At 41.2% G+C, this 24,893-nt stretch carries 14 protein-coding genes and 1 tRNA gene; 9 read left to right on the forward strand and 6 right to left on the reverse strand.

Annotated elements, in window-relative coordinates; translation table 11 throughout:
* Nucleotides 1–8: 8 nt before the first annotated feature.
* The 4 genes from ffh to rho all read right to left on the reverse strand — a co-directional run bounded on the left by ffh (nucleotide 9) and on the right by rho (nucleotide 7,444).
* On the reverse strand, nucleotides 9–1,328 hold the full coding sequence (gene ffh / locus DWW10_RS06245; RefSeq protein WP_118221036.1) for a signal recognition particle protein: 1,320 nt from the start codon (nucleotides 1,326–1,328) through the stop codon (nucleotides 9–11).
* 96 nt (nucleotides 1,329–1,424) lie between these two features.
* Nucleotides 1,425–3,389 carry an ATP-binding protein gene (locus tag DWW10_RS06250; RefSeq protein ID WP_118420977.1) on the reverse strand — a complete coding sequence of 655 codons (1,965 nt, stop codon included), beginning with the start codon at nucleotides 3,387–3,389 and terminating at the stop codon, nucleotides 1,425–1,427.
* On the reverse strand, nucleotides 3,386–5,197 hold the full coding sequence (locus DWW10_RS06255; RefSeq protein ID WP_118420978.1) for a tetratricopeptide repeat-containing sensor histidine kinase: 1,812 nt from the start codon (nucleotides 5,195–5,197) through the stop codon (nucleotides 3,386–3,388). Before DWW10_RS06255 ends, DWW10_RS06250 begins: the two co-directional genes overlap by 4 nt.
* Before the next feature lie 177 nt (nucleotides 5,198–5,374).
* Nucleotides 5,375–7,444 carry a transcription termination factor Rho gene (gene rho, locus DWW10_RS06260; protein WP_022391644.1) on the reverse strand — a complete coding sequence of 690 codons (2,070 nt, stop codon included), beginning with the start codon at nucleotides 7,442–7,444 and terminating at the stop codon, nucleotides 5,375–5,377.
* Between the two features lie 290 nt (nucleotides 7,445–7,734).
* On the opposite strand from rho, the gene DWW10_RS06265 reads away from it, so the two are divergent.
* From DWW10_RS06265 to DWW10_RS06285, 5 genes are all read left to right on the forward strand, one after another.
* Nucleotides 7,735–8,565, forward strand: coding sequence for a 4Fe-4S binding protein (locus DWW10_RS06265; protein WP_118420979.1), 831 nt, complete (start codon nucleotides 7,735–7,737; stop codon nucleotides 8,563–8,565).
* A gap of 89 nt (nucleotides 8,566–8,654) precedes the next feature.
* Entirely contained in the window at nucleotides 8,655–9,335 is a 681-nt protein-coding gene (locus DWW10_RS06270; RefSeq protein ID WP_118420980.1) for a response regulator transcription factor, read from the forward strand.
* A complete protein-coding gene (locus DWW10_RS06275; protein ID WP_118421027.1) occupies nucleotides 9,332–10,390 on the forward strand; it encodes a sensor histidine kinase in 1,059 nt (352 codons plus the stop codon). The genes DWW10_RS06270 and DWW10_RS06275 overlap by 4 nt, the downstream gene beginning before the upstream one ends.
* A 362-nt stretch (nucleotides 10,391–10,752) precedes the next feature.
* A complete protein-coding gene (locus DWW10_RS06280; protein WP_118421028.1) occupies nucleotides 10,753–13,137 on the forward strand; it encodes a TonB-dependent receptor in 2,385 nt (794 codons plus the stop codon).
* Nucleotides 13,121–13,888, forward strand: a complete 768-nt coding sequence (locus tag DWW10_RS06285) for a phosphatase PAP2 family protein (protein WP_118420981.1) — start codon at nucleotides 13,121–13,123, stop codon at nucleotides 13,886–13,888. Before DWW10_RS06280 ends, DWW10_RS06285 begins: the two co-directional genes overlap by 17 nt.
* Before the next feature lie 16 nt (nucleotides 13,889–13,904).
* Here the strand turns inward: DWW10_RS06285 and tilS are convergent, their stop codons facing one another.
* The gene (gene tilS / locus DWW10_RS06290; protein ID WP_022393494.1) at nucleotides 13,905–15,215 is read right to left on the reverse strand and encodes a tRNA lysidine(34) synthetase TilS; all 1,311 of its coding nucleotides are present in this window, start codon (nucleotides 15,213–15,215) and stop codon (nucleotides 13,905–13,907) included.
* 162 nt (nucleotides 15,216–15,377) lie between these two features.
* Between tilS and feoB the strand changes: the two genes are divergently transcribed.
* The 4 genes from feoB (at nucleotide 15,378) to DWW10_RS06310 (ending at nucleotide 18,972) form a co-directional block, all read left to right on the forward strand.
* Nucleotides 15,378–17,849: a ferrous iron transport protein B gene (feoB, locus tag DWW10_RS06295; RefSeq protein WP_118420982.1), complete on the forward strand. Its 2,472-nt coding sequence runs from the start codon at nucleotides 15,378–15,380 to the stop codon at nucleotides 17,847–17,849.
* A complete protein-coding gene (locus DWW10_RS06300; RefSeq protein WP_118420983.1) occupies nucleotides 17,846–18,061 on the forward strand; it encodes a hypothetical protein in 216 nt (71 codons plus the stop codon). Before feoB ends, DWW10_RS06300 begins: the two co-directional genes overlap by 4 nt.
* A 52-nt stretch (nucleotides 18,062–18,113) precedes the next feature.
* Nucleotides 18,114–18,185: transfer RNA gene (locus tag DWW10_RS06305), tRNA-Cys, on the forward strand.
* Between the two features lie 253 nt (nucleotides 18,186–18,438).
* Nucleotides 18,439–18,972 (forward strand): hypothetical protein, encoded by a 534-nt coding sequence (locus tag DWW10_RS06310; protein WP_118420984.1) that lies wholly within the window; start codon nucleotides 18,439–18,441, stop codon nucleotides 18,970–18,972.
* Between the two features lie 54 nt (nucleotides 18,973–19,026).
* On the opposite strand, the gene DWW10_RS06315 is transcribed toward DWW10_RS06310, so the two are convergent.
* A complete protein-coding gene (locus tag DWW10_RS06315) occupies nucleotides 19,027–24,819 on the reverse strand; it encodes a DUF3320 domain-containing protein (RefSeq protein ID WP_022393745.1) in 5,793 nt (1,930 codons plus the stop codon).
* Nucleotides 24,820–24,893: the final 74 nt, after the last annotated feature.

The raw sequence follows: 24,893 nt of genomic DNA on the forward strand, positions 1-24,893 counted from the left end.
TATTTTTATTATTTCATCTTAGGCATCATTTTACCCATCTTGCTACCTGTTACCATCTTCATCATCTTACGAGTTTGATCGAATTGTTTTAACAAGCGGTTTACTTCCTGAATATTCGTACCACTACCTTTAGCAATACGTTGTCTGCGTGAACCGTTCAGAAGGGCCGGATTACTACGTTCTGCAGGGGTCATAGAATAAATAATAGCTTCAATACTCTTGAAAGCATTGTCGTCAATATCGATGTCCTTTATAGCCTTACCTACACCCGGAATCATAGAAGCCAGATCTTTCAGGTTACCCATCTTTTTGATTTGCGCTATCTGACTTAAGAAGTCATTGAAGTCGAACTGGTTCTTGGCAATCTTCTTTTGCAGGCGTTTAGCTTCTTCTTCGTCATATTGCTCTTGAGCACGTTCCACCAATGAAACAATATCACCCATACCGAGGATACGGTCTGACATACGTGAAGGGTGGAATTGGTCAATGGCATCCAGCTTCTCACCTGTACCCACAAATTTGATCGGCTTGTTTACTACTGAACGGATAGAAAGAGCGGCACCACCCCGGGTATCACCATCCAACTTAGTCAGTACAACACCGTTAAAATCAAGACGTTCGTTAAACTCTTTTGCTGTGTTTACAGCATCCTGGCCGGTCATAGAGTCTACAACAAAAAGAATTTCGTTCGGATTGATTGCTTTTTTAATAGCAGCAATCTCATTCATCATCTCTTCGTCCACAGCCAGACGTCCGGCGGTATCGACGATTACAACATCATATCCTTTGGCTTTTGCTTCCTGAATTGCATTTTCTGCAATTTTCACCGGATTCTTACTATCCGGTTCAGAGTACATTGGAACTCCTATTTGCTCTGCTAATACGCGCAATTGTTCGATAGCGGCAGGGCGGTATACGTCACAAGCCACCAATAACGGTTTCTTGTTCTTTTTCGTTTTTAGCATTCGTGCCAACTTACCGGAGAAAGTAGTCTTACCGGAGCCTTGCAGACCAGACATTAAGATGACAGCAGGTTTTCCTTCCAAATCAATTTCTGCAGTTTCGCCACCCATTAATTGAGTCAACTCGTCGTGCACGATCTTCACCATTAATTGACTGGGCTTTACGGCTGTCAATACGTTTTGTCCCAATGCCTTTTCCTTAACTGTATCTGTAAAAGTTTTGGCTACTTTGTAGTTAACGTCGGCGTCTAACAGTGCTTTGCGCACATCTTTCAGGGTTTCCGCAACATTGATTTCGGTGATTTTTCCTTCACCTTTCAGAATTTTAAACGACCTTTCCAGTCTTTCGCTTAAATTATCGAACATGATGATATAATTACTATTTATAAATTACAAATTACTCTTATTGAGGCGCAAAAGTACAAAAAATCCCTGTATCTACCTTCTTTTGAGGCAAGAATATTATTCAGTTGAGGTAGCAGGATAGGTGAAAAGAATAGTCGGTCCTTCCTTACCGTCATGAATTACCTGATAAGTACCGCCGAAGTGTTTCAGTAATAAAAGGTTGACATCGTTACGCAAAGCAGAGTCCTGATTGGCATAATTGAGGTCTGCCAATGGAGAGTTCGTAACTTTGAAGCATAATATTTCTCCATTTTTATCTAAAGTGAATTGGAGATCACGTTCTTCTTTGAAAGATGGAGAGGGGCAAGTAAGAATACTGACGATGAGTTGCATCATCCGGTTTGTATCAGTATAAACAATATACTCGTCAATGTCACTGTAGAAATGAATATGCAAAGTTGGATTTTGCATTTGTGCCATTCCTACGGAATCCTTGCAAAGTTGTACAATGTCATAGTCACTTAATTGGAACTTCATCATACCAGCCTCCAGACGGGATAGATCAAGAACATTGTTTACCAGACGCATTAATTGTTCAGTGTTTTGTTGAATGATGTCCGCATATTCTTTACGGGTAGGTTCGTCAATTTCCACTTCGTTTGCAATGATTTGCGAGAAACCTAATACTCCGTTCAGAGGAACCCGGATGGCATGACTCATGTTGGACAAGAAACGGTTTTTCATTTCATTGGCCCGCTCTGTTTGACGTGTGGCTTTCTGGGTCTCTTTTTTTGAAATTTTCAATGCTTTTCGTATCCGGTTGATGCGGAGCATATAAGTGATACATAGCACAAGTATGATTCCAAGGCTCAGGAGAATACTGGTTTGTACACGATTCCTGAGTTTTCCGCGTTCCCATACTAGTTGGTTAAGATGGTATATTTCTTTGATTTCTTCCAATTGCTTGGCTGATATGGCAGCAGTCAATGAATCTTGAATGTGATTAGATTTTTCGTATAGTGGTAATGCTTCTGCATATTGACCCATTTCCAGCAGGATGTCAGCTTTGCGGGATAATTGTTTGGCGTACTCCGTTAATGCCGATTTAGATTGTTGCATATATATCAGAGCAGAATCCATGTGTACTAATGCATTTTGATATTTTTTAGTGTAGTGATAGTATTTGGCATAGGCATCATGATACATGGTTATGTAAGGGAGATAACTTTGCGGGGTTATGAAATCTTGTGCCTTCTCTATATAATATTGTGCAGAGTCGGTTTTTCCTATACCTGTATAGTAGTAGGACTGGAATACTGTTGAAAATAGGTAGAGGTTGAAATAAGACTCATACATGTCAGGGTCCCAGGCTAACATTTCCTCCATTAGCTGCTTGTTTTCATCTAAATATACTTTCAGGCTTTTATAATCATTTTGGTCATTGCTGAACATAATCAGTTGTCCCAAAACATTGACTTGCGTACTGCTTGTCTTTTGCTCGGAAGCATATTTATGTGCCTTACGTAGCGCTTCTCCTTCTTCTTTCTTGCGATTGGTTTCATGATAGGCACTTGCCAGACATGAATATGCAGCTATGCATCCATCTATATTATCCAACTCTTCTGCTATCTTGAGCATTTCCAATGCTTCATTGATGGCATATTCATATTTTTCGCTATAAATATAGGTATATATAAGCAGTTTTTGTGCGTTGAAGTACAAACGATAGTATTTCATGCGTTCAGCAATGGGTTTTACATAATCAACCAATTTACTGACGCTGTCTATTTTCTCTTTATTATAGTAATATAGAATTTTAAAATAGGTACTGCTGCAGATGTATTTAGCATTTTTTTGACGCTGCGCTTCGTTGAACATTTCTTCTGCATATTCTATATAATGCGGAGAATTCTGCTCCGTAAGCACAAGCTTTTCGAGTAGTTTTAGTCTGGTAGTGTCATGTGGAAGTGTTTGCAACTCTGTTATAAGACTATCGGTAACAGGTGACCGTTTGATTGGTCTGTTTGCAAATATGAAAAAGAATTGTAGTAAAAGAACTACTATAAATAAGAGACGTTTCATTCTGATACCTCCTTTCTGCTAGTTGAGACAATAGGATGGGTAAACAGGAAACGGGAACCATTCTTGTATTCGGGGTCAATCCATATTTTCCCACCGAAACGTTCCACAATCAGTTGGCAAATGGAAAGTCCCAATCCACTACCTTGCGCATTTTCATTCAGTTTTTCGAAACGATTGAATATTGTACCCTGCTTTTCCGGAGCTATGCCGCAACCTGTATCTGATACAGCAAACAGAGCAACTTCTTCTGACTGTTTTTCTAATGAGAGAGTAATACTTCCTTCTGTGGTAAATTTGGTGGCATTAATCAGTAAGTTGATTAGTAATTGTTGAAGACGTGCTTCATCTGTATAGATTTCCAAGTTCTCTAAAGAAGTTTGGAACAGTACAGAAGCGGATGTTTGCTTTATCTTTTCTACCGTATCCACTACATTCCGGCATATAGCTACAGCATTATTGTTAGCGAAAAGAAATTGCATTTTTCCGATTTCCAGACTAGAAAGATCTACAACATCATCTATTAGTTTCAACAGTAAATCTGAATTCTGCTGAATGATTTCATTGCATTGTTGCCGGGTACTGATATCAATATTTGCATCCGTCAGAATAGCAGAGAAGCCGGACAAAGCATTTAGAGGCGTGCGTATTTCATGGCTCATATTCGACAGAAAAACGCTCTTGGTGCGGATGGAATTTTCTGCAATTTGCCGTGCTTTTTCCAGTTTCAGCTTGGATGCTATCAGTCGTTTGTTGATCTTACGGATGTAGAGTACCGATGCAATGGATATGCTTAAAATAAGGATACACCCCATGATGGAATAAAACAATAACCGGTTCCGTTCGTTTTGATTATCCATTTCAAGACGGTCTACCTGATATATGGTTCGCAGCAGATTAATTTGCGAGGAGTAGTTGCGTGCATTGATAGAATCTCGTGCAGCATTGATATCTTGAAATATTTCGCATGCCTCTTTGGCTCTTCCACGTTTGGTATACAGTCGTGCCAATGAATTCTTCATTTTCAGATATCTGTTGTAGACATTGGCGCTACTGGTACTAACGGTCAGTTCATTATATAATTTTATGGCTTGCTCGTCATCTTCGACTTGCTTGGCATATTCGGCTTGGATATATTTCAAAATAGAACTGTGAAAAAAGAAAGGATAATACTCATACCATTCTTCTGCTTCCTGAATATATTCCCGAGCTTGTTCCAGGTTATTAGTATGAAGATAATAGTAGGCTTGAAAGATATTTTCTATGAAGCGGCTATGTCGATAGTCTTTTACTTGTTCTATCTGTTCCAAATAGTCTTTAGCTTCATTCAATCGTCCCAGTCTGATAAGCGTGGGGATTAATTGGATAAGTACTTTTTCCTGTAATTTTTCGGAGTCTGCAATTTTATATAGCTTCTGCATGGCTATTTCATATTCCTCGATAGCTTCATTAGTCATGTTGGCATTGAGGTAAATATCGCCGATGGCATAATGTGATATGGCTATTCCTATATCATATTTCATTAAGGTGGCTTGCTGTAGCATGGCATTTGCTTTTTCCAATGCTTCATTGATGTGCCCATCAGATACAAGTGCATAAGCAGCCATTTGCTGCATGAGGAACATGTGTTTATAATCCTCCTTGTTGCGAAATACGTCAACAAGTTCGTCTTCCCACTGGATGATATCATGTAATCTGACTTCTTGAGAATAGGCCAGATTATTATCCATCAGATACTCCATTAGGTGTATACGCTCATCTACCAAATCCAGATTTGCCGATTGGATGTAGGAAGTACTGTAAAATAGCATCAACAAAAATAGTATGATCGTTTTACTGAGCCTCACCTGATTAATTAAATGTTTATATAATGAAATCTGATTACTTGCGACAAAAATAAATAAAAAGGGCGAGATATCCGAAAATGTCTCGCCCTTTTTGTATATATAATCCTATTTATTGTTGATTTTGTTTTTTTAGCTGTGGTTTTAGCTATTCATGCTCATTAGGAACTCGTCATTATCTTTGGTTTTTTCCATGCGGTCTTTCACAAAGTCCATAGCTTCAATCGGATTCATGTCAGCCAGATATTTGCGGAGTATCCACATACGATCCAACGTTTGCTTGTCTTGCAGCAAGTCGTCACGACGGGTGCTGGAAGCAACAATATTGACAGCTGGGAAGATGCGTTTGTTAGACAGGTTGCGGTCGAGCTGCAATTCCATGTTACCTGTACCCTTGAATTCTTCGAAGATAACTTCATCCATCTTGGAACCTGTATCAATCAAGGCAGTAGCAAGAATAGTGAGCGAACCACCGTTTTCAATATTACGGGCAGCTCCGAAGAAGCGTTTGGGCTTATGAAGTGCATTGGCGTCCACACCACCGGAAAGTACTTTACCGGAAGCCGGAGATACTGTATTGTAAGCACGTGCCAAACGTGTAATTGAATCCAGGAAGATCACTACGTCATGACCGCATTCTACCAGTCTTTTGGCTTTTTCCAGCACAATACCGGCGATTTTTACGTGGCGTTCGGCAGGTTCGTCAAAAGTGGAAGCAATGACCTCAGCATTTACGGTGCGTGCCATGTCGGTTACTTCTTCCGGGCGTTCGTCGATAAGTAACATAATCATGTAGACTTCCGGATGATTTGCTGCGATAGCATTGGCTATATCTTTCATCAAGATGGTCTTACCGGTTTTAGGTTGTGCCACGATCAATGCACGCTGGCCTTTACCGATAGGAGCAAAGAGGTCTACTACACGAGCAGACATAGAGTCTGAATAGCCACCTTTGCACAATCTGAATTTTTCGTCGGGGAATAATGGCGTGAGATGCTCAAATGGTACGCGGTCACGTACGAAAGCCGGGTCACGTCCATTGATTTTTCCCACTTTTACTAATGGGAAATATTTCTCACCTTCTTTAGGAGGACGGATTACACCCTCTACAACATCACCGGTTTTCAGACCAAACAGTTTGATTTGAGATTGAGATACATAAATATCATCCGGTGAAGAAAGGTAATTATAGTCGGAAGAACGAAGGAATCCGTAACCATCCTGCATGATTTCCAGTACGCCTGTACCGGTCAGGATATCGTCAAATTCGTATACTTTTTCACGTTCAACTACAGGTCTGCGTTCGGGGACAGGAGAATAATTCTCATTGTTGGCATTCGGTTGTGCCGGACGCTGCTGTTGTACGGGACGTGGGTTGTTGTTCCGGTTGTTATTATTGTTGTTGTTATTATTGTAAGGGGTATTATTATTGTTGTCTCGGGGACGAAGGCGTGGACGTTGATTGGCAGGAACAGATTCAACTACAGGAACTGCGGGTGTTTCAGCTTTAGTTGCTTCAAACTTACCGAGAAGTTCAGAAGGCAGTTCTACTTTCTCGGTCGGAAGGTCTTCGATAGGGATGAAGTCATCTTCGGGTTCTGACAGGATAGGGCTGTCTTCCACTACGACTTTCTTGATAACTTTAGGCGCTTCTGTTTCAAAATTCAATTCGGGCTCAGCTTTCTTAGGCTCTTCCTTCTTTGCAACAGGTACGGGTGCGGGTATGGGAGCTTTTTCTTCTACCTTAGCTTTACGCGGACGTCCCGGTTTACGCTTCGTTGAGTTAGGCGTTTCAGCTTTTTCAGGAGCTGCTGTAGCTGCTACAGCTACTTCTTTTTCCGCTACCGGCGCTTTAGGTGCCTCTGCTACCGGTGCTTTTACTGCTTCTGCTACCGGTTGTACTTTAGCGGCTGCTACTGAAGCTTCAGCTTTTGCCTTAGTGAGATCGCCGTTTTTGTTGGCGGTAAAGACTTTGTCAGTACTCTCTTTTTTTACGGTTACGCGGGTACGTTTCTGTTGTCTGTCCACTTTACGCTCTTCTTTCAGCTTTTCAGCAGCAACCTTTTTGGTAGCACCTGCGATGGCTTGTTCATCAAGTATCTTGTAAACAAGTTCTTCTTTTTTTAGTGAGTCTGTCTTTTTAATACCCAGTTCTTGGGCAATAGATTGAAGTTCCGACAAATTTTTGTCGTTCAATTGAATGATATTATACATACAGTATATATGTGAATGGTTTAAAATTTCTTTTGTTATTGGACAGATATGTTCACACGGCTGCGGTTGTCGTCACAAGCAACGTGGCAAATATACCTTTATTTAATATAATGATTATGGGATATTTATTATTGAACCGGAAAACTGTTAGCTACCCGCACTTAGGAGTTTACAGAATGTTTCAACGGCGCAAAGGTAATAAATATTTTTGGTTTCATAAACAATTCGTCTTTTTTTTAATTTTAAAACTTTATCTTTGCTTGATAAACCAAGAAAAAGCGCATATATTTATGGATATAAACGAAGTTCATTTCATCTATTTTTCGCCTACTCGTACATCTAAACAAGTTGGTGAGGCAATTGTTCGCGGAACAGGACTAACAAATGTTGTTACTACGAATTTAACACTGCATGCTGCTGAGGTAGATATTCCGGAGAATACACTGACTCTTATTGCTGTGCCGGTGTATGGCGGCAAGGTAGCTCCTTTGGCTATGGAGCGGTTGCAGAGCATTCGTGCATCGGGATCTCCGGTTGTGCTGGTAGTAGTTTATGGTAACCGCGCGTATGAAAAGGCTTTGATAGAATTGGATGCATTTGCTTCTGCCCAGGGTTTCAAAGTTATTGCCGGGGCTACTTTTGTGGGAGAACATTCATATAGTACAGAACAAAATCCAATAGCCCCAGGGCGTCCGGATGCAAATGATTTGCAATATGCGGAGGAATTTGGTGCGAAGATATGGACGAAAATAAATGCTGCCGTTGATATGGAACACTTGTATCCGGTAGATGTGAACCGTATTCAGCGCCCGCGCCAGCCTTTTCTGCCTTTGTTCAAGTTTCTGCGCCGGGTGATAAAGTTGCGTAAAAGTGGTGTTCCTTTGCCGCGTGTACCGGAAGTGAATGCGGAACTTTGCACGCATTGTGGTGTTTGCGCTGTACATTGTCCTTCGGGAGCTATTCTGAAAGGTGACGAATGTAATACGATTGCCGAAAAGTGCATAAAGTGTTGCGCATGCGTCAAAGGATGTTCGTTCAAGGCGCGGACGTATGATACCCCGTTTGCTTCATTGCTTTCAGACTGCTTTGTGCGGCAGAAAGAGGACCGGATTATTTTATAGCTTTAATCCTACATGCAATAAACTCCTTTCATTCAGAATTTCTACAGAATTCTCCGATACATTTGTGTCTGTATTTAAAATTAGGAACTATGAAATTATTGATAGTAGAGGATGAACATGAATTGTCCGACAGTATTGTGAGCTTTCTGTGTCGGGAAGATTATCTGTGCGAACAAGCCTTTTCCTTTGCTGAGGCTGCCATGAAGGTAGAACTCTACGAATATGACTGTATCTTGCTGGATTTAATGCTTCCCGGAGGAAATGGATTGGATGTGCTGCGAAAAATAAAAAGTACATCGCCTCAGACGGGAGTCATCATTGTGTCGGCAAAGGATTCTTTAGACGATAAAGTGGCGGGACTGAAGATCGGTGCGGACGATTATTTAGCCAAGCCTTTTCATCTGCCGGAATTGAGTATGCGTATTTTTGCTTTGTTGAGGAGGAAATGTTTTACGAACAGCAACACTTTACAGAATGGTCCGATAAGTATTGATTTGCTTGGTAAGGTAGTTAGTGTCGGAACTGTCACACTCGATTTGACCAAAACAGAATATGAACTTCTGTTATTCCTCATTGAAAACCGTCGTCGTGTTGTTTCTAAGAGCGCATTGGCCGAACATCTTAGCGGGGACATGGCGGATATGATGAATGACTTTAACTTCGTCTATGCCCACATCAAAAACTTAAAAGCGAAAATGGCGGATGTGGGTATGGCAGATTGCATTAAAACATATTATGGAACCGGATATAAATGGGCTATAGAATCATGAAAAGTCTTTTGAATAAAACACTATCGCAATTCCTTGTCTGTACGGTGGCAATCTTTATACTGACCACTCCCTTGTTTTTCCTGCTCACCAAGTATTTCTATGCGGAGGATATGATAGACATTATCGAGGCGGTGCAATTGGGGACGTCTATTCCACACATTGACTTAGAACGGGATATTATGGTGGGAATGATGCTTCAGTTCCTGCTTATTTTTCTGGTTCTCAGCCTTGCTTTGTTTATTATGATGCGTTTCATTACACATCGCCTGTGGTTGCCGTTTGATGACACGTTGCAGAAGACAGAACAGTTCAACTTGGCGCAAAGTGCAGTGCCTCAGTTTCAGAAAACCGAAATAAAAGAATTTGCCCGGCTCAACAATTCGTTGGCAGAGCTGATGCAGAAAGATAAGGAGATTTATCGTATACAGAAAGAGTTTACCGAGAATGCTTCGCATGAACTCCAAACACCTATATCTATTATTCGCAGCAAACTGGACTTGTTGATGCAGGAAGAACTGGACGAGCGATCAATGAGTCTTGTTTCCGATCTTTACGATCTCAACACCCGGATGGAACATTTGAATCGCAATTTACTGCTTTTGGCAAAAATAGAGAATTCACAGTACACAGAGATGGAGGAGGTCGATTTAGGCAGCTTTATTCGTGAGGCAACGCCTACTTACAATGTTCTGCACAGTGATTTGAACATTTCATTTCTTGACCAGCGTACGTGCCATGCTGTGCACAATGTGAACACAATTCTGTTAAGTTGCCTGCTGAATAACCTTGTTGTCAATGCCATTCGCCATACTGCTGCAATGGATGGAGAGATTAGACTTTTGCTTTGTGATAACTGTTTTACGGTCAGTAATCCGGCGGATGGGGTATCTCTCGATGCCCATACACTTTTTCAGCGTTTCAGTTCTGATGATGCAAAGACGTCTGGGAATGGACTTGGACTTTCTATTGTAAAAGCCATTTGCGACTACCATAATTGGAGAGTAGAATACACTTTCAAAAAGAATCGCCATGTGTTTACAGTACATTTTAGGTAATTTGTTGGCGAAATTATTTCAAAGCCGGTGTAGTCCATGAACTAAAACAAAATCCGAATAACAATATATATTATTACAACTAATGTATACGTAAGGAATAGTCGTATACTGAACCTAATTCAGTCGTATAGTGAATGCCATTCAGTCGTATACTGAATAGGGTTCAGTCGTATACTGAATGTATCCATCTAATTTATACCCCTCCCCAAATGAATAAATTCCGTCAACGTCTTTTTGATAATCAGTTGACGTATCCTAAAAAATCTCCTCAAAAAGATTGCCTTCCCCGATAAAATTCAAAATGTCTTCTAATTTGCCTTTTACTTTTGCCTCAGAATTTTGAGATAAAAGAAAGAAAAGGTATGAAAAGATTTGTTTTAGGCATCGTGGTCATTTGTTGGATTACGATTGTATTCGCTGCAGGAAATGGCAGTAAAGTGACAGGAATCTTAAGTGGTAAAACGAATAAAGCACCGGTGGAGTTTGCCACGATAGCTTTGTACGAGGCAACAACAAAAAAACTTGTGACGGGAGCTATGACAGATTCTACCGGATGCTTTCATCTGGAAGATGTGCCAACGGGTCGTTATTATCTGGTGGGTAGTTATGTCGGTTATGGTGAAACACAATCTGAAATGTTCACTGTGGGTAATGGTAATCAGACGGTTGATGTCGGTGTATTGTGGATTGACGATAAAGGTCAGGTGCTGAATGAGGTGGTGGTAGCCGGGCGAAAATCCACTTTTGTGCCCAAACTGGATCGTAAGGTATTTAATGTCGGACAGGATTTGATGAGTTCGGCAGGCTCGGCAAGCGATTTGATGCAGAATATTCCTTCGGTGGAGGTGGATTTGGAAGGTACGGTCAGCCTGCGTGGTAATGAGAATGTGACTATCCTCATTAATGGAAAACCATCCGCACTGATGAGTGGCAGGACACGGACTGATGCTCTGAATCAACTTGCCGCAAACAGTATCGAACGTATCGAGGTAATTACTAATCCTTCGGCAGAGTATAAACCCGATGGTGTGAGCGGTATTATCAACATCGTATTGAAAAAGGAGAGCAAGGCGGGGCTGAATGGCACTTTGACGGCGAATACCGGTAACCACGACCGTTACAATGCCGGAGTGAATTTGAATTACGGCATCAATGGGGTGAATTTCTTTGGCGGTTATGCTTTCCGGCAAGATCGCTATGACCGTAGTATTTTTGACAATCGTACATCGCCCACGGAATACATTAAGCAGACGACTCTCGGCACAGGTCGTCCCGTGTCGCACACATTACGACTTGGAATGGGAGCAAACCTTTCGACTCATGATGTCATGGAAATTTCGGGAAGCTATAATCGCCGTCATTTCCTGCGAAGTGAGCGTATAGAATCTGTTACGGAAGATATAAATCATCATTTGGAAGATTTTTATTTTCGCAATCGCAGGGCTGATGCCAGGGAGAATATGTGGGAAGGAAACTTTCTCTACACCCACACCTATGGAAAGGGAAATGAATGGAGCGTGAACTATACTTATTCTTCCGAAAGTGAAGACGAACAGAATGAATATTCTACCATGCAAATGGAGAATGACACCAAAGATAATGAGTGGGTATGGGATGCCAATTATCTGCATATCGGAAAAGTGCATTGGCAGCATCATTTGTCGGAACGGACAAAACTCTCGGCAGGTTATGAACTGGAAGCGCTTCGTGCCGAACAAAATTACCATGTGGAAAATTGGGACGGAGCATCTTTCATTCCTGATTTTGACCGCACAAGTGATTTTACCCATCATCGCACCCTTCATTCTCTCTTCGCTACTTTAGAAATGAATCCGGGAGAGTGGAGTCTTATGGCCGGACTGCGTGGAGAATATGCTGATATCCGGAACAATCTGTATTCTCTTGACAGCATCACGAGGCAGCACTATACCAATATTTATCCTACGTTGCATGCCTCCCGCAAACTGAATGAGCACAATGAACTCCAACTAAGCTATAGCCTTCGTGTGAACCGTCCGGAAGGTAGTGATATGAATCCATTTGCCGAGCGTATCAATCCACTCAGTCTTTCGGCGGGTAATCCTGATTTGAAACCGGAAAAGATACATTCGGTGGAGGCGGGATGGCTGTGGCACAATGATACAAATGCATCGTTGATGACTACAGTCTATTATCGCTATCTTACCAATCAGATTACCGAAGTATCACGCTACATAGACGGTGGCGTACTGCTGACTACTAAAGAGAATTTGGATCAGAGTCACAATGCAGGATTGGAGCTGATCTGGAGTTATTCTATCAATCGTTGGCTCTCTTTTAACTGGAATGCAAACGGATATTTCAATCAGATCAATGCAGAAAAGTTGGGCTTTTCACGACACAGGAATACTTTCTCATGGAGCACGTTGTTCAATGCCAACTTCATGCCGTTCAAACATTATATGATGCAGCTCAATGCGCGTTATCGTTCTGCCACACTGGTGCCGCAAGGTCGTAGGGATGCCGATTATTGTATCAATCTGGGTATGAAGTATGATATTCCGAGTATCAATCTTTCCGTATTGGCTTCGGTTACCGATTTGTTTGATACCTATCGGAAGTCGTATACGCTTGATACACCCGAATTGAAACAGAAGGTAGAAAAACGCCGTAATCCCCGTATTTTCTATATCGGCGTTTCTTATACATTTGGTGGAAACAAGAGCAAAAAACACACAGCGAAGTTAGAATATGATGAGAGTATGTAAAATCCTTATATTGCTTGTACTTTGTGCATTTGCAGTAATCGGACAAGCACAGGAGGATTCTGTCAAAATGGATACGGTTCGGGTAATGGATAATAATCCATACCGTTTCCGCATCCGGCAGGTCATTTTACCTGCAACTTTGATTGGAGTGGGGATTATCGGGTTGGAAAGCCATTGGCTGCAATATCAGAACCGGGAGTTACGCGACGAGCTACGGGAAAACATTGACAGTAAATTTACGGTTGATGATTTTTCGCAGTATGCTCCGATGCTTGCTGTTTATGGCTTGAATTTGTGTGGTGTAAAAGGAAGGCATAGCTTTACGGATCGTACCATAATCCTTGCTACTGCCTATGCGCTAATGGGTATCACGGTAAACACTTTTAAAATGACAGCCAGTGTAGAGCGTCCTGATGGAAGTAGCCGTAACTCCTTCCCGTCGGGGCATACTGCAACCGCTTTTATGGGTGCGGAGTTTTTGCGTAAGGAATATTGGGACGTTTCTCCATGGATAGGTGTTGCCGGGTATGCAGTAGCTGCCGGTACAGGCTTCTTTCGTATGTATAACAATCGTCATTGGCTGACAGATGTGCTTACCGGAGCCGGAATCGGAATACTGAGTACTCAGGCGGCTTATTGGCTTTATCCAACTATTACAAAGACTTTCTTCCGTAAGCGGTATAAGAATATATTTATTTCTCCTTATTTCTCAAAAGAAGAAAAAGGAGTAAGTTGTCATATCGCTTTCTAAAGGATACTCGTTGCAATTAATAAGGAATAAACTTCAGAATAATAACTTTCTGTGTTTGGTCGTCTATTCTGAAACGATTATCAGTACGTTCGCCTATCAGCCAAATGATATGGGAGCCACTGCAAAGCACCCATTGTTGTTCTTTGCGGGAAAGGGAGAATTTCCGATCAGTAAGGTAATCGCTAACCTTTTTTCGCCCAGTCATACCAAAGGGAACGAATGTGTCGCCTTGTCGGCAGTGTCTGACTGTGAGAGGTTGTTTTAGTTTGTCTGCATCGAAGCAAGCAGTATTTCGGTCACGGGGAATGATGAAATCATCTGTGACTTCTAATTCATCCATTGTCAAACGGAAGGGTAGGGCAGGATTATCTGGAGAAAAGACTGTTGAAGCATCTTCTGAATAGACCGGTTCTATCAGCAGAAGCTCCCGGTCTTTAATCACACGCCATTCTCTGCTAAGGAATATTTTTCCCGGTTGTCCGTTCAGGGAGGTGAAAATATCTTTGATTTGTGCACCGTTAAATCCTAATGGAGATAAGATCTCAAATAATAAAGTTTCCGGTGCGGGTTCTTGGAGCAAAGCACTGATCAGGATACCTTGTTCGGTTTGCACTTTCTGCTTCCCTTCTTCTATACCTTTCTTATATAAGAGAGCTGCATCATTCAGATGTTCTGAGGTGCGGAGAAGGCTTTCTTTTACGGAGGGATTGATTTCCTGCATTAGGGGCAATAGGTTGAGGCGTATCTTGTTGCGTGTATATTCATCTTGCAGGTTGGTGCTGTCCGTTACGTAAGGTTGCCCGATTTCTTGTAGGTATCCGGTTATTTCTTTCCGGTCGAGGCATAACAAAGGGCGGACAATGTTTCCGTTTTTGGGACGGATACCCAATAGTCCGTTGATGCCTGTTCCACGGATAAGGTTGAGCAGGAGAGTTTCTACACTATCATCTTTATGATGGGCCACGGCGATAACGTCGGCTCCTTGTTGTAGACGGAGCTGTTCAAACCAAGCATAACGTAATTCCCGCGCTGCCATTTCAATGGATATGTGGCGCTTTTCCGCTTCTTTCGTAGTTTGGAAATGTTGGACATGTAACGGAACTTCCAGCTGCAAGCATAGTTCGCGGACAAACATTTCATCTCGAACCGACTCATCTCCCCGCAGATGGAAATTGCAATGTGCCGCCTCGCAGGTGTACCCCATATCAAGAAGTAGACGCAACAAAGCTACTGAGTCCGCTCCGCCACTCAGTGTTACCAGTATTTTGTCTTCTCGTGTGAAAAGCTTCTCCTGGTCAATGTATTGCGCTATTTTCTTTTTATTCATAATGGTGCAAAGATAATATTAACGGATTGAATTCTTTCTAATTCTTCGGAACAAAGTGGAGAATAGAGAATATTTCTCCTTATTTAAAAACAATCTAAATAATTTGTAGGCTAAATACAAATCATTTATCTTTGCATCCAAATTAAAGAAAGAGAGAAGACTATGCGTTTATCCGAATTAAAAACTGGAGAAAAAGGTGTAATCGTTAAAGTACTGGGGCATGGCGGTTTCCGCAAACGAATTGTAGAAATGGGCTTTATTAAAGGCAAGACTGTAGAGGTTTTGTTGAATGCCCCGCTGAAAGACCCAATAAAATACAAAGTAATGGGGTATGAAATTTCTTTGCGTCGCCAGGAGGCAGGGATGATTGAAATACTCAGCGAACATGAGGCGAAAGAGCAAGTGACAAAACCGGACTATCATCCAGGAATGAGTGAAGATATTTATCCGGGTGAAGAAGAACTGAAACGTATCGCCCTTGGTAAACGCCGCACCATTAATGTTGCATTAGTGGGTAATCCAAATTGTGGAAAAACTTCTCTGTTTAATATTGCTTCCGGTTCACACGAACATGTTGGTAACTACAGTGGCGTTACAGTGGATGCTAAGGAAGGTCATTTTAATTTCCAAGGTTATCATTTCCGTATAGTCGATTTGCCGGGTACATATTCGTTATCAGCATATAGTCCTGAAGAAATGTATGTTCGTCATCATATTATTGATGAAACTCCGGACATTGTTATCAATGTGGTGGATTCATCTAATTTGGAACGTAATCTGTACCTCACCACCCAATTGATTGACATGAACGTACGTATGGTGATGGCTCTCAATATGTACGATGAATTGGAAGCCAGTGGCAACACGCTGGATTACATGAAACTGAGTGAACTCTTTGGTGTCCCTATGGTTCCTACCGTTTCACGTACGGGCAAAGGTATCGAAGATCTTTTTCATGTTGTCATCAGCATTTACGAAGGTGCCGACTTCCTCGATCAGAAAGGCAAGGTACGTACCGAAGTGTTGAATGACCTGCGCGAATGGCATCGCGAGTATGTGCCCGGCTATACCGGTGGGGCTCATAAAGAGGAAGAGGTGCGTCATCATGGATTCTATCGTCATATTCACATTAATCACGGTCCCGAACTGGAACGTAGCATTGAAGAGGTGAAACGGGTGATTAGTGAGAATGAGGGTATCCGTCATAAGTATTCCACTCGCTTTCTTGCCATCAAACTTCTGGAGAATGATCCGGATTTGGAAACGCTGACTAAAACTTTACCCAATGGCAAAGAAATCATAGCTGTTCGTGATCAGGAAAGTCGCCGTATCCGAGACGTGCTGAATGAGGATTGCGATCAGGCTATCACCGATGCAAAATATGGTTTTATATCCGGTGCACTGAAAGAAACCTTTGTGGATAATCACTTGGATAAAGAGCATACTACACGCGTGATAGATTCCATTGTAACACATCGTGTGTGGGGATTCCCCATTTTCTTCCTGTTCATGTATCTCATGTTCGAAGGGACGTTCGTGCTTGGCGAATACCCGATGATGGGTATCGAATGGCTGGTAGAAACCCTCGGTAACTTTATACATGCCAATATGGCGGACGGACCTTTGAAAGATCTATTGGTAGATGGTATTGTAGGTGGTGTTGGTGGTGTGATTGTCTTCCTGCCGAACATTCTTATTCTTTATTTTTGTATATCGTTGATGGAAGACTCCGGTTATATGGCGCGTGCTGCATTTATCATGGATAAGATTATGCATAAGATGGGGTTGCATGGTAAATCCTTCATTCCTCTGATTATGGGTTTCGGATGTAATGTACCTGCTATTATGGCTTCGCGCACTATTGAGAACCGTAAAAGCCGACTTATTACCATGCTCGTCAATCCGTTGATGTCATGTAGTGCCCGCCTGCCTATTTATTTGTTGCTGGTAGGTGCATTTTTTCCGAACAATGGTAGTTTGATACTGTTATTAATATATTCAATAGGTATCTTGTTGGCGGTATTGCTGGCGCGTTTATTCAGCCGTTTCCTTGTGAAGGGGGATGATACTCCGTTCGTAATGGAGCTTCCGCCTTATCGTTTACCGACAGCAAAAGCTATTTTCCGTCACACGTGGGAGAAGGGTGCACAATATCTTCGTAAAATGGGAGGTATTATAATGATAGCTTCCATCGTAATATGGGCATTGGGATATTATCCTGACCATGATGCGTATGAAACGGTTGCCGAACAGCAGGAGAATTCCTACATCGGACAGATAGGAAAGGCTATGGAGCCGGTGATTGCACCTTTGGGCTTTGACTGGAAACTTGGTATCGGTATACTTTCAGGTGTGGGTGCTAAGGAATTAGTGGTAAGTACATTGGGTGTGCTTTATACGAATGACGCTGAAGCGGATGCTGTAAGTCTTGCCGAACGTATTCCGATTACACCGTTGGTAGCTTTCTGTTATATGGTGTTTGTATTGATCTATTTCCCATGTATAGCTACGATTGTAGCAATCAAGCAAGAATCCGGTAGCTGGAAATGGGCATTATTTACGGCAGTGTATACCACGCTGCTTGCGTGGGTAATGGCATTTGCCATTTATAGAATAGGAGGATTATTTGTATGATGAATTGGCAACAATGGGTAGTTGCAATCCTGTTACTGTTGTGTATTGTCCGGATCGGATGGGGAATTTATGTTTTTTTCCGCCGGACAAAAGAAAATGGTAATCCATGTGCAAATTGCGTAACCGGTTGTGACTTAAAGCGATTGATGGATGAGAAGCGTGCAGAGTGTAGTGCGACGAAAAAAGAAAAGAAGAAAAATTGCTGCGGATAGTTGGAGTTTTCAAAAAATGTACTACCTTTGCAACCGCAAATGAGAAAAGACTGGTTCCTTGGATGAGTGGCTTAGTCAGCGGTCTGCAAAACCGTGTACGGCGGTTCGAATCCGCCAGGAACCTCAAAACGAACAAAATGCCCCGAGTAGAAATACTCGGGGCATTTGTTGTTTATTGACCTTCAGTAACTTAGCTACCCTGCCATTTGGGTGGAAAATCGTGCGAGTGTAGACCGATTGTAGTCCGCCTAAAACGATACGATTGTAGCACATGAAAAGTATTAATTTTAGGTTTTTCCCTATCAATAATTATAGAATTCACCAGTTAGTTCTCATTTTCCCATATTACTTTTGTTACAAACCAAAAGAAATACGCCATGAAAAAGATTCTATGTATCCTATTTACAGTTCAGTTTGTTTTAGCTCCCCATATAACGAAGAGCTATAGTGTTAATTCTATCGAGGATAGTTACGAATATTCGATAGTCAATCAAGAAAAGAAAACAGTCAAAAAAGACATTTTAGGCAATACGATTATTGAAGATAATAATGGTAATAAGATTACGATTAAAAAAGATATTCTGGGAAATACTATTATCGAAGACAATAACGGTCATAAGAAAACTATAAAAGAAGATATTCTGGGAAATATTATTATTGAAGGTAATAATGGCGATAAGATTACAATCAAAAAAGACATTTTAGGAAATATTACTATTGAAAACAATAATGGTAATAAGAAAACTATTAAAGAAGATATTTTAGGGAATACTATTATCGAGGACAATAACGGCCATAAGAAAACGATCAAAGAAGATATTTTTGGCAATACCATTATTGAAGACAATAAAGGGCACAAGCAGATTATCAAAAAGGATATATTCGGAAATTCCACTATCGAAGACTATTAAGTAGACATTCTTTTTCATCCTGTTTCCCCTTTCGGAAAAAAGTATCCATGAATCTTAATTGTTCATGGATACCATTCCGTTCGCGTGGCTGAATATTCCTTTATCAATCAGCAATTGTATAGTCTGTTCCGTTACCATATCTAGATTAGTTCCTTTCCTACTGAAACCAAGAAGTTGGGAAGTCAGCCGTTTCAGGTCTTCAGTCGGCATGGATATCTGTTGCTCTATGGCATAGCGGGCAGCACTCATTACTTCTAGGATTGGAATATCCAGAATATCGCGTTTGGAGTTGATGCGGTAAAAGTCGCAGTCTTTAGCTTTCTCTTCATCTTCCCAGTAAATTATAGTATCTCCCGATAAAGGGTCTTTATATGCATCTTCAAGAAGACTGTCGATAAATACCTGTAAACGGGTGGTAACTCTTGTTAGATTCCAAATTCGTAATATCCTTTTATATAGCAGAGTATTTGTTATAGGTTGTTCAATCTTGACTATTTGTTGAAGTTGTTTTTTAACCTGATAAGAGGAAGCCATTACGGTATCAATATCTGTACTGTAGCCTATATCGGGCAAGTCAGCAAATATATACTCTCTTTCTCGATTGTTCACTAACTCTACAACAGGCTCATTCTCTATACTGAATGTTTTCAGAACATTATTCTCTATCGGAAGAGGAGGCTGTTCTTCTACTTTTGTGTTTTTTAAATCTTCCAGCTTTTTGATAATGCGCTCCACGACGTTCTCCTTATGTTCAAACCAGTCGACGGACCATACACGCATTACATTCCAATGGAGCATCTGCAAAACATTCGGTTGTACTATTTCACGGTCCCTTGTAGTCTTGGTTTCATAATAGTTTCTGCCGTCACACAATATCCCCAGAATATATGTATCCGGTTGCAATGGATTGACAATCGCTAAATCCACCTTAAAGTTTGACCGCCCTACCAGAGTGTCTACTTTATAACCGCGCTGAGTAAGTTCCTGTGCAATTAAAGTAATAAGATTACTTTGTTGCAGGTTCTGTAGTTGGATGGCCGGAACAGGTGAGGTGCCGCGTTCTGCAAATTCAAGGAACCTCTTTAAGCCTTCCACACCTTTGGACTTTGTACGTTTCAAATCTATTTGTTCGGAGCGTAAGGTTGAGAAGATAATCATTTCATAACGTGCACGCGATACGGCTACATTCAGGCGACGTTCGCCACCTTGATTATTCAATGGTCCGAAATTCATAGATACATTGCCATTCCTGTCCGGACCGTATCCTATAGAGAAAAGAATAATATCCCGTTCATCACCTTGCACATTCTCCAGATTCTTGATGAAAATAGGTTCATTACTTTGGAAAGCTTTTTCTTCCAATTCAGGATATTTGTTCAGCTCCTCAATGAGCATATCTTCTATCAGGTTTTGCTGTACTTGGCTGAAAGATACGACGCCTATGCTTTTTTCAGGAACTTCAGGTGTACGTAGCCGGTTCAGTATTTCTTTCACAATGGCTTCCGCTTCGGCATGATTGCTGCGTGTACGTCCTTTATCATACGTACCATCTACCTGAATTAAGCGTACTTTTGAAACTCTGTCATCCACAGAAGGAAAAGTATATAGCTTTCCATTGTAATACTGGGAATTACTGAAAGCAATCAGACTTTCGTGTTTGCTCCGATAGTGCCAGGTCAGGTAGCGAGATGGAATGGATAACGAGATGCAATCATCCAGAATGCTCTCCATATCGTCAAATTCAGCTTCTTCCTCGTCTACTTGTGAAGAGGAGAAGAAACTTGTCGGAGGCATTTGCTTGGGATCACCTACTACGACTAATGCGTTGCCGCGGGCTATTGCACCGACTGCCTCGCTGGTAGGCATCTGTGATGCTTCGTCGAAAATAACAAGATCGAACTTCTCTGCATCCAGATCGATATACTGAGCCACTGATATCGGACTCATCAACATGCATGGACATAGCTTGGGCAACAGAGTTGGTATCTGGTCTATAATTCTCCGGATAGATGTGCCGCGTCCTCCATTTGAAATGTTCCTTTTTAGAATTCCTATTTCGGAACTGGAGGCGGCTTCCATTGTCAGTGATGGTATTTTGGCTGCTAATCTACAGTATAGTTCTTTTTTACTCAACTCCTGAAAATCTATAGTCAGTTGTTTGTATTTACTGATCATTTCCTCAAATAGCAACCCGTTGAAAAGACGTAAAGTTTCGTCTGCATCAACGGTCTTTAGAGCTAATTGGTGATAAACGCCCTTCATATACGCATCAGAAGCTTCCGATCCGCTTTTATGTTTATCTGTTATATAGTTGATAACTACGGTTAAATGCAGAGACTCCAATTCTCTCTTACGGATGCACCATTGGCCCCAGTCTTTAATCTTATTGAAGTGAGTTAACCAACTATTTAGAAGAACCGGTAGTTTCATTTCAAGATTATTATCCGGCAGTTGTATGTAGCATAAACCTTTTATTTCATAGAGAACCGTATTCAACTCGTTGGATGTATCGATTAATTGCCTGAATGTATTTTCATTAGACTGCTGGAATGTGTTCCAGTCAGTACTAATTTTATTTGCAAATTGATTCAGAACTTCTGCAAATGGCTGTTGAATGATTGCTGCATATTCCGATAAAGTGTTGTAAATCATCGGAAGATTCTTAAGTATAGAATCAATATCATCCCATTTCTCTTTCTTCTTTCTTCCTAAGAAGCCGAAAGAAGATGATAATTCGGAAGATTGCTCCTGAATGATCTTATTATTCTTTTGATAAGCATTTAGCTTTTCTAACAGGCTTGGTATTTGTGCTGCCTGCAAATTCATATTGTAAAGTCTGAGCTTTTTCAGATAAGAACGTTTGGCAAAGAATTTAGGTAAGAACCATTTCAATTCGATAGCTTTCCATTCTTGTTGGAGGGCAAATGCATTTTCTTCCAGAATTTGGGGCGCATAGTCTTTACCCAGTTCAGCTTGTAACTGATCTCGCTTACGACCGGACAGGACAATATCTTTCCATTCTTCTATCAAGTCGGTATTACCACCCATTTCCAATAACGTTTTATTCAGATATGGGATGGATAGAAGCTGGTTACTTATCTTGCCCATCCAGTTGATTCCATCCCAATTATCAGGTATCGAGATTCCCAGACTATTTGAAAGCAACTTTCTATTAGCGGTAATCGAGGTGAATAAATTTATAAAGCGCCTGATTCCGGCTTGTAGTTTCTGAGAACTTTCTATGGAAGTATCGTATGGCTCCAGTCCCTTTAATGGGTGGTCTTGCGGATGCCCTGTTATCTGAAAAACTGTATCCAATTCCTGGATCTTTTCGCAAAAGTCTGTCAGTTGATTTTTGGTAATAGAGGGAAACAGAGAAAAGTCGATAGACAATTCATCTCCCTGTATCGATAAGTAGTTTGTAATGCAATCATAAAGAGAAAAGCCGGAAGCATGGGGATGATGCAACGCTTCCATATAATCGATTAATTTCTTTCTACGTTCGAATAATTGCTTTGAAGTACTTTCAAACTCGGCTGGAGACTGAATGTGAATGACTTCTATAGCCTTCTGAAGCTGAGCCAGAAAATGAGATTTAGTGACCTTATTAGAATGTAGTTCCAGACAGAACGGATCTAATCCTATCTTAGTCAGACGGTTTTGTACTACAGAAAGTGCCGCCATCTTTTCTGCTACAAACAGCACGCGTTTTCCTTTGTACAGGGCATTGGCTATCATATTGGTAATGGTCTGTGATTTACCGGTTCCCGGAGGGCCATGCAATATGAAGCTCTTTCCTTCTCCTGATTCAATAACGGCTTCCAACTGCGAAGAATCGACATCGACAGGAATGGCAAAATGGAGAGGTTCAAGATTTTTGTCTATTTCTCTGGCGTCAATCTCCGGAGTCGTATCCTGCCATTGAATACGATTTTCCATCAGACTGGCTATAATGGCATTCTTTTTCAATTTGTCTGCATTAGTATGAATATCGTTCCACATGACAAACTTGTTGAATGAGAATAGCCCCAACATTGATTCTTCTACTACATCCCAACCTTTCATATTACGAATGCAGGTACGAATCGTAGCGAATATCTTTTTCACGTCTACGCCACTATCATCTTTTGGCAACGGATTCAACCCGGAAAGATGAACGCTGAACTGTTGTTTCAATAGTTCGACGAGCGTTATGTTCAATATAATTTCTTCGTCTCTGGTGCGGATGATATATCCGCTTGAACCTCCACGACGCAGAATGTCTACCGGTAACAGTAAGATAGGAGCAAAGCGTGGTTTCACACTCTTAGGAGACTCGTACCACTTCAGGATTCCTAAAACAAGGAACAGTGAATTGGCACCATTTTCTTCGATGGCGGTTCGCGATGTACGGTATACAAATTTGAGTGAGTTTTGAAGTTCGCTTTCGGTCAGATAAGAACGAAGTTTTTTGTTTCTCAGCTCGCTGATTACTAATTCTTCCAAATTCTCTTTCCATAAAGAAGAATCATAGAGACCAGTCTCACCAGGTTCTATTTTACTTTTAGAGGGACTGGGTAATATCTGGTAGTTTTCTCCGGCTTGCAGATGATCTTCCAGATGGTCAATTTCGAAAGATATGAATGGTATAACCCTTCTGCCAAGTCGGATGTTGATCAGATTATTACGTAGAGAAAAGTCCAGCAGTTTTCTTTCCCAAATAATCTGCTTGGTTATTTCATCCTTACTGTCCTCGAGTTTTATTTCATACCGGTCCAGTTGGTGTATTCTTTGGGTTACATTCTCATGCTCTATTCCGCTGTTTTCTATTTGCCATTCACCGTTATGGTTTATGCGTTGCGGCAATGGACGGATTTTATCCAGTCTGCATCTATATATATCGATAAACAACTCGAACCTGTTTTCTTCTTTGAGTTCTCTCTGAGCCATTGCGGCGGCTTCTTCAAATGAAATGTTTTGTGAAGATGCCAGTGCAGTTGTCTCTACTAATACAATGTCGCTGATACCATTTGCACTTCCTTTGAGTAGAAAGGAGGCATCATCGCCTACGGTTTGATGATAAATATCTTCTGTAAGCCATGCGCCTACCAATATATGTCCTTTCAACAAGACTAAAAGAGGATGAATGCCATTTGCTTCCAGACAGGAAGCATAGAGTAAAGTCAGGTCTATACATGTACCCAGCTTGCTGGTGAGTACATTATCTACCAAGCGGATACGCTGCCCCGAAGTTTCAAAGCTGGCCGGAACCGTAGAATATATTAAAGACTCAGACCGGAGAGCTTCATAAATAGCAGCTACCTGTGCACGCACTCGGTTGGGGTTCTGTGTCTGATACTCGTCTAGGGCAGAGTTTCCGGTCCACTTTTCGAGGAATTGTGAGGCTTTTACACTAATTCTTGAAAGTATAGGGTGATTGGGAGTCACAAATGTCGCTAAGAGTTCGGGCATGATCCTGGAACCGGTCCACTGATCGTATGCCATCAGTTTGATGGGAAATGTTTGCTGATGAGCTATTTCTCCGGAAATCGTAATAGTCAGATGAAAGCTAGTATCAATGCCTTCTGTGAGTTCGATTAGTTTTTCACTTTCAGGTGATATCTCCAGGTTGTTGATTTGTATGTTCTGTCCAGGTGGAATTATCTCAAGAATACTTTCTGAGTATTTAATAAGTTCACCGTCTATGGATACTTTGATGTTATTCCAGTCGGCTTCATCACTGTTCATGAGTTCGCAGAAATTGCATGAGGGCACATGGTTGTGTATCATTGCATAATTAATACATGGTAGGTATTCCAGATGGACTGTCCCATTGAAGATGCCTGTAATAGTGTTGTCGTTTCCCATTATTGTTATAGAATTTAACTGATGAAAGACGTAATTTTATAATAGCATTCCCGGATTCAAAGTTATAAATATAA

The sequence above is a fragment of the Bacteroides intestinalis genome, assembly GCF_003464595.1.
Lineage (GTDB): Bacteria > Bacteroidota > Bacteroidia > Bacteroidales > Bacteroidaceae > Bacteroides > Bacteroides intestinalis_A.

What these genes read in the sequence shown, in the direction of transcription:
- DWW10_RS06255 (WP_118420978.1), bottom strand. Translation starts at nt 5,197, where the DNA reads ATGCTATTTTACAGTACTTCCTACATCCAATCGGCAAATCTGGATTTG.
- feoB (WP_118420982.1), top strand. Translation starts at nt 15,378, where the DNA reads ATGCGTTTATCCGAATTAAAAACTGGAGAAAAAGGTGTAATCGTTAAA.
- DWW10_RS06310 (WP_118420984.1), top strand. Translation starts at nt 18,439, where the DNA reads ATGAAAAAGATTCTATGTATCCTATTTACAGTTCAGTTTGTTTTAGCT.
- tilS (WP_022393494.1), bottom strand. Translation starts at nt 15,215, where the DNA reads ATGAATAAAAAGAAAATAGCGCAATACATTGACCAGGAGAAGCTTTTC.
- DWW10_RS06275 (WP_118421027.1), top strand. Translation starts at nt 9,332, where the DNA reads ATGAAAAGTCTTTTGAATAAAACACTATCGCAATTCCTTGTCTGTACG.
- DWW10_RS06265 (WP_118420979.1), top strand. Translation starts at nt 7,735, where the DNA reads ATGGATATAAACGAAGTTCATTTCATCTATTTTTCGCCTACTCGTACA.
- DWW10_RS06250 (WP_118420977.1), bottom strand. Translation starts at nt 3,389, where the DNA reads ATGAAACGTCTCTTATTTATAGTAGTTCTTTTACTACAATTCTTTTTC.
- DWW10_RS06280 (WP_118421028.1), top strand. Translation starts at nt 10,753, where the DNA reads ATGAAAAGATTTGTTTTAGGCATCGTGGTCATTTGTTGGATTACGATT.
- DWW10_RS06285 (WP_118420981.1), top strand. Translation starts at nt 13,121, where the DNA reads ATGATGAGAGTATGTAAAATCCTTATATTGCTTGTACTTTGTGCATTT.
- rho (WP_022391644.1), bottom strand. Translation starts at nt 7,444, where the DNA reads ATGTATAATATCATTCAATTGAACGACAAAAATTTGTCGGAACTTCAA.
- DWW10_RS06300 (WP_118420983.1), top strand. Translation starts at nt 17,846, where the DNA reads ATGATGAATTGGCAACAATGGGTAGTTGCAATCCTGTTACTGTTGTGT.
- ffh (WP_118221036.1), bottom strand. Translation starts at nt 1,328, where the DNA reads ATGTTCGATAATTTAAGCGAAAGACTGGAAAGGTCGTTTAAAATTCTG.
- DWW10_RS06315 (WP_022393745.1), bottom strand. Translation starts at nt 24,819, where the DNA reads ATGGGAAACGACAACACTATTACAGGCATCTTCAATGGGACAGTCCAT.
- DWW10_RS06270 (WP_118420980.1), top strand. Translation starts at nt 8,655, where the DNA reads ATGAAATTATTGATAGTAGAGGATGAACATGAATTGTCCGACAGTATT.